This window comes from Nocardiopsis camelliae, assembly GCF_028993595.1.
Classification (GTDB): Bacteria; Actinomycetota; Actinomycetes; order Streptosporangiales; family Streptosporangiaceae; genus Nocardiopsis; species Nocardiopsis dassonvillei.
The window spans coordinates 1,105,311-1,116,524 of record NZ_CP118614.1 but is presented as its reverse complement, the minus strand read 5'-3'; the positions used below and the strand labels follow the sequence as shown (position 1 = coordinate 1,116,524).

Annotated in this window: 9 protein-coding genes; 4 read left to right on the top strand and 5 right to left on the bottom strand. The window is 71.6% G+C overall.

The window, feature by feature from the left end:
• The 4 genes from PV789_RS05185 to PV789_RS05170 all read left to right on the top strand — a co-directional run bounded on the left by PV789_RS05185 (position 1) and on the right by PV789_RS05170 (position 6,603).
• A complete protein-coding gene (locus tag PV789_RS05185; protein ID WP_274976370.1) occupies positions 1-1,389 on the top strand; it encodes a maltokinase N-terminal cap-like domain-containing protein in 1,389 nt (462 codons plus the stop codon).
• Positions 1,390-2,001: 612 nt separating this feature from the next.
• Positions 2,002-4,170, top strand: a complete 2,169-nt coding sequence (glgB, locus tag PV789_RS05180; RefSeq protein WP_498049381.1) for a 1,4-alpha-glucan branching protein GlgB — start codon at positions 2,002-2,004, stop codon at positions 4,168-4,170.
• 91 nt (positions 4,171-4,261) lie between these two features.
• Positions 4,262-4,924, top strand: coding sequence for a GNAT family N-acetyltransferase (locus PV789_RS05175; protein ID WP_274976369.1), 663 nt, complete (start codon positions 4,262-4,264; stop codon positions 4,922-4,924).
• Positions 4,925-5,175: 251 nt separating this feature from the next.
• Positions 5,176-6,603, top strand: coding sequence for an APC family permease (locus tag PV789_RS05170; RefSeq protein WP_274976368.1), 1,428 nt, complete (start codon positions 5,176-5,178; stop codon positions 6,601-6,603).
• A gap of 44 nt (positions 6,604-6,647) precedes the next feature.
• Here the strand turns inward: PV789_RS05170 and PV789_RS05165 are convergent, their stop codons facing one another.
• From PV789_RS05165 to tsf, 5 genes are all read right to left on the bottom strand, one after another.
• Positions 6,648-7,829 carry a pyridoxal phosphate-dependent aminotransferase gene (locus PV789_RS05165; RefSeq protein ID WP_274976367.1) on the bottom strand — a complete coding sequence of 394 codons (1,182 nt, stop codon included), beginning with the start codon at positions 7,827-7,829 and terminating at the stop codon, positions 6,648-6,650.
• 94 nt (positions 7,830-7,923) lie between these two features.
• Positions 7,924-8,859 carry a phosphatidate cytidylyltransferase gene (locus tag PV789_RS05160; protein WP_274976366.1) on the bottom strand — a complete coding sequence of 312 codons (936 nt, stop codon included), beginning with the start codon at positions 8,857-8,859 and terminating at the stop codon, positions 7,924-7,926.
• Positions 8,860-8,862: 3 nt separating this feature from the next.
• Complete coding sequence (gene frr, locus PV789_RS05155; RefSeq protein ID WP_274976365.1) at positions 8,863-9,420, bottom strand: ribosome recycling factor; 558 nt, start codon at positions 9,418-9,420, stop codon at positions 8,863-8,865.
• Between the two features lie 46 nt (positions 9,421-9,466).
• A complete protein-coding gene (gene pyrH / locus PV789_RS05150; RefSeq protein ID WP_036552624.1) occupies positions 9,467-10,192 on the bottom strand; it encodes a UMP kinase in 726 nt (241 codons plus the stop codon).
• 183 nt (positions 10,193-10,375) lie between these two features.
• Positions 10,376-11,212 carry a translation elongation factor Ts gene (gene tsf, locus PV789_RS05145; RefSeq protein WP_017566252.1) on the bottom strand — a complete coding sequence of 279 codons (837 nt, stop codon included), beginning with the start codon at positions 11,210-11,212 and terminating at the stop codon, positions 10,376-10,378.
• Between the last annotated feature and the right edge of the window lie 2 nt (positions 11,213-11,214).

Genomic DNA, 11,214 nt, shown 5'->3' with positions numbered 1-11,214 from the left:
ATGTCCCAACTCGAAGAACTCCTGGCCGTCTGGCTACCGAGACAGCGCTGGTTCTCCGGCAAGGGGATCCCCATCCGCCAGATCCGGGTCGAGAGCAGGCACACGCTGGTGACGTCGGGCCCCGACGGCCCGGACCTGAGCGTCCTGGTCCTCCAGGCCGGGCAGCGGGGCCGCAGCTCCCGCTACCAGGTGCTGCTGGGCTCGCGGCCGCCGCGCTCCCTGCCGCCGGACCTGGCGCGCGTGGCCATCGGCGTGTGCCAGGTGGCGGGCGGCAGACCCAGGGTGGTCTACGACGCCGCCCACGACGAGGAGCTGACCCGGATGCTCCTGGAGCGGTTCGCCGCCCCCACCGGGGCCGAACCCTCCGGAAAGGTGCGCTTCCGCAGCCTGCCGGGCGACAGCATCCGCACCGGTTCGGCCGGGCGGCTGCTCACCGGCGAGCAGTCCAACACGTCGCTGGTCTTCGGCGAGGACTACGTCCTCAAGACCTTCCGCAGGCTCTGGCCCGGACCCAACCCGGACCTGGAGCTGAACATGGCCCTGTCGGGGACCCCGTACGTGGCCCGGCCGTGCGGGTGGATCGAGGCCGACCTGGTCGGGCACTCCACGCCCACGACGCTGGCCATGCTCCAGACCTACATCCCGCACGCCACGGACGGCTGGGTGCTCGCCACCGCCAACGTGCGCGCCCTGCTGGAGGGGTCCGGGGACAGGCGCGAGTCCGCGTTCACCGGCGAGGCGGCCCGGCTGGGCCGCACCACCGCCGAGGTGCACCGGTCGCTGGCCCGGACCCTGCCCACGGACGTGCTCACCCCGACGGGCGCGGCCGAGATGGCCGACGCCATGGTCGAGCGCCTGGCTATGGCCAGCGCCGAGGTGCCGGAGCTGGCCGAGCACGCGCCCCGGGTGATGGAGGCCTACGCCGACTTCTCCGAGGTGGACGAGCCGCTGCCGATACAGCGCATCCACGGCGACTACCACCTGGGGCAGGCGATCCGGACCGGATCCGGGTGGGTGCTGCTGGACTTCGAGGGCGAACCCACCGTGCCGGTGCGCGACCGCCAGCGCCTGTCCAGCCCGCTGCGGGACGTGGCGGGGATGCTCCGCTCCTTCGACTACGCGGCCGGGTACCTGCTGATCGGGCACCCGGGCGACCCCGGTCTGGAGTGGGCGGCCCGCTCCTGGGCCCGGCACAACCGGGAGGCGTTCTGCCGGGGCTACGCCGACGGCGGAGGGGCCGACCCGGAGAAGCACCTGGCGGTCCTGCGGGCCTTCGAGTTCGACAAGGCCGTGTACGAGGTGCTGTACGAGGCCCGGAACCGGCCGAACTGGCTGCGGGTCCCGCTGGATTCCATCGCCACCGCCGCCGCGCCTCCCGTTCCCGGATAGGCGGTGTCCGGTGAAAGTTCGCTTGGCCCCTGGGGGTGGGGCTCGGGCGTCGGCGGGGTTCTGGAGGTGCCGGAGGCGGGTTCGCGAGGAACGAGCCAACCCGCCGAAGGCGCCGAAGGTTCTCGCCCTTGAGGCGCCCGAGCACGGGGCGAAGCGAAGCGGAGCCCCGAAGAGCACGGCCGCCTCCCGAGCACGGCGGCCGCCGCTTCGACCACCACGCCCCCCCGATCCGTCCGCACGAGTACCACGGAGCCCGCATTGACCTCGCCCCGCAGCGAACAACGTCCGCGTGCCAGCGCAGCCAAGACCGCGACGAACGGGAAGAGCCCGAAGAAGAAGGCCGTGGAGAGCATCCCGGTCGTGGAGGAGGTGTCGGTCGCCGAAACGGCGGCCGCGGTGGAACCCGCCGCCGTGAAGCCCGCCGGGGGCGGGGCGGCCAATGCGGGCAGGAAGGCCGCGACGGCGAAGACGGCTGGGAGGGCCCCGGCCGCGAAGCGGGCCCCGGCCTCCTCGAAGGGCAGGGCCTCCGCCGACGGGAAGGCCGAGGCGAACGGGAAGGCCGCGGCGACCAGGGCCCCGGCCGCATCCCGGCGCAAGGGGCCCGACCCCGAACTGGTCGCCGCCCTGGACCGGCTGGTGGACGGCCACCACCACGACCCGCACGCGCTGCTGGGCGTGCACGCCGAGGGCCGGGGCACCGTCGTGCGGGCCCTGCGGCCGGGCGCGGTGGAGGTGCACGCCGTCCTGGCCGACGGCTCGCGGCTGCGCCTGGACCACCTGCACCGGGGCGTGTTCTCCGCGAAGGTGTCCCGGAGCAGGCTCGGCTCCGTGCCCGACTACCGGATCAGCGCCCGCTACGAGGACGGCGCCGAGCACGTGGCCGCCGACCCGTACCGGTTCGCGCCGACCCTGGGCGAGCTGGACCTGCACCTGATCGGCGAGGGCCGCCACGAGGAGCTGTGGAACGCCCTCGGAGCGCACGTGCGGGTCGAGGACACCGCGATGGGCGAGGTGGCCGGCGCCCGGTTCGCGGTGTGGGCGCCGGACGCGCGGGGCGTGCGGATGATCGGCGACTTCAACCACTGGAGCGGCGTCGGGCACCCGATGCGGAGCCTGGGCTCCAGCGGCGTGTGGGAGCTGTTCGTGCCCGGGATCGGCGAGGGCGGCCTGTACAAGTTCCAGGTCCTGGGCGCCGACGGGCACTGGCGTGACAAGGCCGACCCCATGGCGCGGTGCACTCAGATGCCGCCCGCGACCGCCTCCGTGGTCACCTCCTCCACGCACGTGTGGTCCGACCAGGAGTGGATGGCCGAGCGCAAGGGCGTGGAGCAGCACCGGGCGCCGATGAGCGTGTACGAGGTGCACCTGGGCTCTTGGCGGCCCGGACTGGGCTACGCCGAACTGGCCGAGGAACTGGTCGCGTACGTGACCGACATGGGGTTCACGCACGTGGAGTTCCTGCCCGTGGCGGGGCACCCCTACGACGGCTCCTGGGGATACCAGGTGACCTCGTACTACGCGCCCACGCCCCGGTTCGGCACGCCGGACGAGTTCCGCCACCTGGTGGACGCCCTGCACCGCGCGGGCGTCGGCGTGCTGCTGGACTGGGTGCCCGCGCACTTCCCGAAGGACGAGTGGGCGCTGGCCCGCTTCGACGGGAGCGCGCTGTACGAGCACCCCGACCCCCGCCGGAGCGAGCACCCGGACTGGGGGACGCTGATCTTCAACTACGGGCGGACCGAGGTGCGCAACTTCCTCGTGGCCAACGCCCTGTACTGGCTGGAGGAGTTCCACGTCGACGGCCTGCGGGTGGACGCGGTGGCCTCGATGATCTACCTGGACTACTCGCGCGACTCCGGGGCCTGGGAGCCGAACGTGTTCGGCGGCAGGGAGAACCTGGAGGCGATCGACTTCCTCAAGGAGCTCAACACCACCGTCTACCGGCGCAACCCGCACGTGGCGATGATCGCGGAGGAGTCCACCGCCTACACGGGCGTGACCACTCCGGTGGACCACGGCGGGCTCGGCTTCGGGTTCAAGTGGAACATGGGGTGGATGCACGACACCCTGGAGTACGTCAAGAAGGAGCCGGTCCACCGCCAGTACCACCACGACGACGTCACGTTCTCGATGGTCTACGCCTACAGCGAGAACTACGTGCTGCCGCTGTCGCACGACGAGGTGGTGCACGGCAAGCAGTCGCTGTTCAACAAGCCGCCCGGCGACGAGTGGCAGCGGTCGGCGACCCTGCGCGCGCTCCTGGCGTTCATGTGGTCCCACCCGGGCAAGCAGCTGCTGTTCATGGGCGGGGAGATCGCCCAGGGCGACGAGTGGTCGCACCGGGAGGGCGTGCCGTGGTGGCTGCTCCAGTTCGAGCACCACGCGGGGGTGCAGCGCCTGGTGCGGACGCTCAACGAGACCTACCGGCCGCGGGCCGCGCTGTGGTCGCGGGACACCGAACCGGCGGGCTTCACCTGGCTGGACGGCGGTGACCGCGAGGGGAACACGCTGTCGTACCTGCGCCACGGCGACGACGGCTCGGTGCTCGCCTGCGCGGTGAACTTCTCGCCGGTGCCCCGTACCGGGCGGCGGATGGGACTGCCCTCCGGGGGCCGCTGGAACGCGGTGCTCAACACCGACGAGGCGCGCTTCGGCGGGTCGGACCACCCGGCGCCCGCACGCGTGGACGCCGAGCCCGTGCCCTGGGACGGGCAGCCGTTCTCGGCGGAGGTCGCCCTGCCCCCGCTCGGTGCGGTCTGGTTCGAGCCCGAGGCCCAGTAGGGCCCACGGTGCGGCGCCCGGGCCCTTCAGCCCGGGCGCCGAACTGTGTATCTTATACACTGTATTCGATACACAGTTGAGGAGCGTCGTTGTGGCAAGTACCGAGATCCGGACCTTCCGCGAGGACGACCGCGCCGAACTGCGGGCGCTGTTCGCCCGTGCGGGCGAGGGGTCGCCGTCGGGAACGCTCTGGGGACACCTTCCGTCCGAGGCCGCGATCTACCTGGATCCCTACATGGACCACGTGCCCGAATCGCTGCTGGTCGCCCTGGTCGACGGACGGATGGCGGGCTACCTGACCGGCTGCCCCGACCCCTCCGCGATGCCCGGGGAGAGTGAGCTCGTGGACCGCGCGATCCGGGAGCACCGGCTCGCGCTGCGACGAGGACCGGCGGCCTTCTTCGCCCGGGCCCTGCTGGACACGGCGGTGTCCGCCCTCCGGCGCAGACCGACCGCGGGCGAGCTCTCGGACCCGCGCTGGCCCGCCCACCTGCACGTCAACGTCGAGTCCCGGGCACGCGGCACCGGCGTGGGCGCCGCTCTGGTGCGCGAGTGGCAGGAGCGGCTGCGCGAGCAGGGATCCCGCGGCTGCCACCTGCAGACCCTCGTGGAGAACACCGGCGCCGTGCGCTTCTTCGCGCGGGCCGGGTTCGAACCCCACGGACCGGCCCCCGTGGTGCCGGGCGTGCGCTTCGAGGGAGGGCACGTGCACCAGCGGACCATGGTGTGGAGCCCGTCGGCCTCCCGGCCCTGAGAGGCCGCGCTCACGGACGAACGCCTGACCGGCCGTCGGGAACACCCACCGCGGCCGACCGCCGGACCGCGCGTTCGCGGTTGGGGCGTCCGCGCCGACCGGCGGCCGGGGCCCGGGCGCCGCTCTGGTGCGCGAGCGGTGGGGGCGGCGGAAGCGGAACAGGGGCGAAAACCTCCGCGACGGGCCCTTCCCCTCACCGCCGCCGCGTGCTTGTGTGTCCTGCACCACAGGCACGACCGCTGGGAGACCGCGTGTCCGACAACAGCCAGAGTTTCGTCCGGGTGCTGGGAAGGGGTGACGTCCTCGCCCTCGGCTTCGGCGCGATGATCGGTTTCGGCTGGATCGTGCTGGTGGGCGACTTCGTCGGCGCGGCGGGCAGCGCGGGCGCGGCGCTGGCCTTCGTGGTCGGCGGAGTCATCATGGCCTTCGTCGGCCTCACCTACGCCGAACTCGTCGCCGCGATGCCGCACGCGGGCGGGGAGCACCACTACGCCATGCGCGCCATCGGCCCCAAGGGGGCCTTCACCGCCTCCTGGGCCATGATCCTGGGCTACGTCTCCGTCGTCGCCTTCGAGGCCGTGGCCGTCCCCCGGACCCTCGTCTACCTCTTCCCCGACATGGCGGTCGTCCGCCTGTGGACCGTCGCCGGGTACGACGTCCACGCCAGCCTGGTCGCCGTCGGCGTGGCCGCAGCCGTGCTGATGACCGCCGTCAACTACGTCGGCATCAGGCCCGCGAGCGTCTTCCAGACCATCGCGGTGCTGTTCCTGCTGGTCACCGGGGCCGCCATGGTCACCGGCGCGTTCGTCGGCGGGTCCGTGGACAACATGCGGCCGCTGTTCGACGGCGGCGTCCCGGGCATGTTCGTGGTCCTGGTGGCGGTCCCGTTCCTCTTCGTCGGCTTCGACGTCATCCCGCAGTCGGCCTCCGAGATCAGGCTCCCGTACCGCATGGTCGGCACCCTGCTGGTGCTGTCGGTGTTCTGTGCGACCGCCTGGTACGTGATGGTCGTGCTGACGGCGGGCTCGGGCCTGGGCCCGGCCGAACTGGCGGACTCGGAACTGGCCTCCGCCGACGCCGTCGCCGCCATGTGGGACAGCGCGGCCATGGGCAACCTGCTCGTCCTCGGCGGCATCGCGGGCCTGCTCACCAGCTGGAACGCCTTCCTCATCGGCGGTAGCCGCCTCATCTACGCCATGGCCGCCTCGCGGATGCTCCCGGCCTGGTTCGGCCGCCTGCACCCGCGCTTTCGCACCCCGTCCAACGCCGTGCTGTTCGTCGGCGCGCTCTCCCTGGTGTCGCCGTTCTTCGGCGAGCCGATGCTGGGCTGGCTGGTCAACGCCGGCGGCCTGAACATCGTGGTCGGCTTCGTCACCGTGGTGGTCAGCTTCCTCGTGCTGCGCCGCCGCGAACCCGCCATGGAGCGGCCCTTCACCGTTCCGGCGGGCGTCCCCGTCGGAACGGTGGCCCTCGTACTGTCCGTGGGACTGCTCCTGCTCTACCTGCCCGGCATGCCCGCGGCGCTGAGCTGGCCCAACGAGTGGCTGATGGTGCTCGTGTGGTGGGTGGCCGGGGCCGCCCTGATGTGGCGACTGCCCCGGATCACCGCGGGGCCCGACGCGGAGCGGCGCCTGGTCGAGGTGATGGACGCGCGCTCCCGCCGGGCCCCTCGGGCCTGACGGACGCCGCCGTGCGCTCCGCCGGTGCGCACGGCGGCGGGTTCCTACCGCCCGCGCGCGTGCCAGCCGGAGAGGCGGGCGACCGCCTCGTCCAGCACCTCGTCCCTCTTGCAGAACGCGAACCGCAGCAGATGCGCGCCCTCCTCCTGACGGTCGTAGAACACCTGGGCGGGCACCGCCGCCACCCCGGCCTCCCGGGGCAGCGCGCGGGCCACCTCCACCCCGTCGGCGTACCCGAGCGGGCGGATGTCGGCCATGACGAAGTAGGTGCCCTCGCACGCGTCCACCTCGAAACCGGCCCCGGTCAGCCCCTCCACCAGGCGGTCGCGCTTGCCCTGGAGGGCGGTGCGCTGGGCGGCGACCCACCCCTCCTCCCGGTCGATGGCCTCGGCCGTGGCCAGCTGGAGGGCGCCGTTCGCGGAGAAGGTGAGGAACTGGTTCACCGTGCGCACCGCTGTGACCAGCGGTTCGGGCCCCATCACCCAGCCGGTCTTCCACCCGGTCACCGCGAACATCTTGCCGACCGAGGACACCGACAGCGTCCGCTCGCGCATGCCCGGCAGGGTGGCCAGCGGCACGTGCGGCCGCCCGTCGAAGGTGAGGAACTCGTACACCTCGTCGGTGAACGCGATCAGGTCGTGCTCGCGGCACACCCGCGCGACCTCTTCCAGCTCCTCGGCGGTGAACACGGTCCCCGTGGGGTTGTGCGGCGTGTTCACCAGCACCATCCGGGTGCGGGGGCCCACGGCCGCGCGCAGCTCGGCGGGGTCGAAGGTGAAGCGGCCGGTCACGGGGTCCGGCCGCAGCGTCACCGGCCTGCGCACCCCGCCCGCCAGCGTGATCGTGGCGGCGTAGGAGTCGTACATCGGCTCGAAGACGATCACCTCGTCTCCGCGCTCCACCAGGGCGAGCATCGCGGCCGCGATCCCGGCGGTGGCGCCGACGGTCACGTAGACCTCGGTGTCCGGGTCCAGTTCGATGCCGTAGTGGCGGGCCCGGTACCGGCTCACCGCCCGCCGCAGCTCGGGACGGCCCGGCCCGGGCGGGTACTGGTTCACCCCCTCCAGGATGTGCCCGGAGGCGGCCTCCAGCAGGGAGCGGGGACCGTCGGTGTCGGGGAATCCCTGCCCCAGGTTGACCGATCCGGTCTCCACGGCCAGCCGCGTCATCTCGGCGAAGACCGTCTCGCCGTACACGCGCATTCGTTCGATCAGCGGTTCATCCACCCGACGAGCGTATCCACCCGCCCGGTCGGGGTGCCAGGAACGGGGACGCCGACGGGGCGGGTCCCCGGGAGGACCCGCCCCGTCCGCCGCCCGCCTACAGCAGCAGGCTCAGCACCATCCACGTCACGGGACCGGCGATCAGCAGCGAGTCCAGGCGGTCCATGAGGCCGCCGTGCCCGGGCATGAACCTGCCCATGTCCTTGACCCCGAGGTCGCGCTTGAACAGCGACTCGATGAGGTCTCCGACGGTGGCGGCCAGCACGACGGCCAGGCCCAGGACCACGCCGACCCACCACGGGCCGTCCAGCATGAGCGTCACGCACAGCGCACCCGCCACGGCGCAGCCCACGACCGATCCGCCGAAGCCCTCCCAGGTCTTGTTGGGGCTGATCACCGGCGCCATCTTGTGCCGGCCCAGCAGGATTCCGGCGAAGTACCCGCCGATGTCGCTGGAGATCGTCACCACGATGAACGTGACCAGGCGGTACTGGCCGTCCTCGGGATGGGAGATGAGCAGCAGCCACGTGCCGAAGAGGAACGGCAGGTACACCAGGGTGAACAGGTTGGCCGCGACGTCGGCCACGAACCCTTCCGTACCTCCGCGCAACCGCCACACCAGAGCGACGATCGCGGTCAGCGCGGTCGTGCCCACCAGCCAGTCGGTTCCCCCGAAGTAGGCGGCGACCTGCATGGCCACGCCGCCGACGGCCAGCGGCGCCACTGCCAGGCCCATGCCCTTGCCCGCGAACGCCCGGTTGACCTCGCGCAGGCCGATCAGCACCCCCAGGGAGGTGATGATCGTGAACAGCTGGGGGAGAGGGAAGATGGAGAAGAACACGAGGGCGCCCAGGGCGCACCCGCTGGCGATGGCCACCGGGAGGTTGCGGCCCGTCCGGACCGGCTCACCCCCCGGTTTGTGCAGCACGAAGCGCTGCCCGTCCGGATCGGGACCGCCCTGCGGCCCGCCGCCGGGTCTGTGCTCGGGCGAGCGGTCATCGCCTCCCGAGTCGCTGGAGGAAGGAGGGGTCACCGGCTAAACCTCGAGCAGTTCCGATTCCTTGTGCTTCAGCAGCTCGTCGACGGACGCGACGTACTTCGAAGACAGTTCGTCCAGCTCGGCCTGGGCGCGGTGCGCCTCGTCCTCGCCGATGTCGCCGGACTTGACGGCCTTCTCGAAGGTGTCCTTGGCACGGCGGCGGACGTTGCGGATCGAGACCTTGCTGTCCTCGGCCTTGGTCCGCGCGACCTTGACGTACTCCTTGCGGCGCTCCTCGGAAAGATCGGGGAAGACCACGCGGATGACCTGGCCGTCGTCGGAGGGGTTCACGCCCAGGTCGCTGTTGCGGATGGCGTTGATGATGTCGGTGCGCGAGTTGACGTCGAACGGAGAGATGACCACCATGCGCGGCTCGGGGACCGAGAAGGAGGCCAGCTGGTTGATCGGCGTCCGGGCGCCGTAGTAGTCGACGGTGATCTTGTTGAAGGTCGCCGGGGTGGGGCGGCCGGTGCGGATCGTGGCGAAGTCCTCCTTCGCGACGGTCACGGCCTTCTCCATCTTCTCCTCGGCCTCGAGGAGGGTCTCTTCGATCATGTGGGCGCTCCCTGGTGTCGTGGCTTGCTGTGGTCGCGGAGGCTGTCTAGACCGGGGTCGGCCCGACGATGGTGCCGATCTTCTCACCGCGTACCGCGCGCAGGATGTTGCCCTGGCTCATCAGGTCGAACACGACGATGGGCAGCCCGTTGTCCATGCACAGGCTGACCGCGGTGGCGTCCATGACCTTGAGGCCGCGGGTGAGGACCTCGTTGTAGTTGAGCTTGTCGAACTTGACCGCGTCGGGGTTGCGCTGGGGGTCGGAGTCGTAGACCCCGTCGACCTGGGTGCCCTTGAGGACCGCCTGCGCGCCGATCTCCAGCGCGCGCTGGGCGGCGGTGGTGTCGGTCGAGAAGAACGGTGCGCCCAGACCGGCGCCGAAGATGACCACGCGGCCCTTCTCCAGGTGGCGGACGGCGCGGCGGGGGATGTAGGCCTCGGCGACCTGGCTCATGTGGATCGCGGTCTGCACGCGGGTGTCCACACCGAGCCGCTCCAGGAAGTCCTGGAGGGCGAGGCAGTTGATGACGGTGCCGAGCATGCCCATGTAGTCGGCGCGGCCGCGCTCGATGCCGCCCTCGGTGAGCTGGGCGCCGCGGAACATGTTGCCGCCGCCGACGACCACCGCGACCTGGATGCCCTCGGAGACCGCCTCGGCGATGGACTCGGCCACGTACTGGACGACCTCGGGGTCGATGCCCAGGCCGCCGCCGCCCGCGAACGCCTCGCCGGAGAGTTTGAGCATCACGCGCTTCCAGCCGGACCCGTGCATCGCCGGTTCGGTGCTCGTCACTTCGTTCACAGCCTGTGGCCTCCCTTGTCGTCCCCGAGCGGCACAGGGTCCCCCGAGTGTTCCTCGCCGCGGCCGGCCGGGCTCACGCGCCCCGCCACCCGCCCATATCCACCGAAGGTGCCGGGGAGCAGTCTCCCCGGCACCTCCATCATCTCAAAACCCTCAGGCCTGGCCGACCTTGAAGCGGACGAAGCGCTTGACGGTCACGCCGGCCTCGTCGACGACCTTCTGGACCGTCTTCTTGTTCTCCTTGACGAACGGCTGGCCGAGCAGCGTCACGTCCTTGAAGTAACCGTTGAGGCGGCCCTCCACGATCTTGGGGATGGCCTGCTCGGGCTTTCCCTCCTCGCGGGTGGTCTGCTCGGCGATGCGGCGCTCGTTCTCCACGACCTCGGCGGGGACGTCGTCCCGGCCGATGTACTGCGGGGCCAGCGCGGCGATCTGCTGGGCGAGGTCCTTGCCGACCTCCTCGTCAGCCTTGTCCAGCTCGACCAGGACGCCCATGGTGGGGGGCAGGTCCGGGTCGGACTTGTGGAGGTAGCTGGCGACGTAGGCGCCCTCGAACTTGGCGAAGCGGCGGAACTCCAGCTTCTCGCCGATGACCGCGCTCTTGGCCTCGATGAAGGCCTGGAGGGTCTTGCCCGGCTCGATCTCGGCGGCGGCGACGGTGGCGAGGTCGTCGCTGTCCTGGGCGGCGACGAAGTCGGCGACCTGGTTCACCAGCGCGATGAACTGGTCGTTCTTGGCGACGAAGTCGGTCTCGCAGTTGAGCTCGACGAGGGTGGCCTTGCCTTCGGACTCCTGCTTGAGGACGACCATGCCCTGGGCGGCGGTGCGCTCGGCGCGCTTGCCGACGTCCTTGGCACCCTTGACGCGCAGGGCCTCGACGGCCTTGTCGAAGTCGCCGTCGGCCTCGGTCAGGGCCTTCTTGCAGGCCATCATGCCGGCGCCGGTCATGTCGCGCAGCTTCTTGACGTCCGCGGCGGTGAAGTTCGCCATGA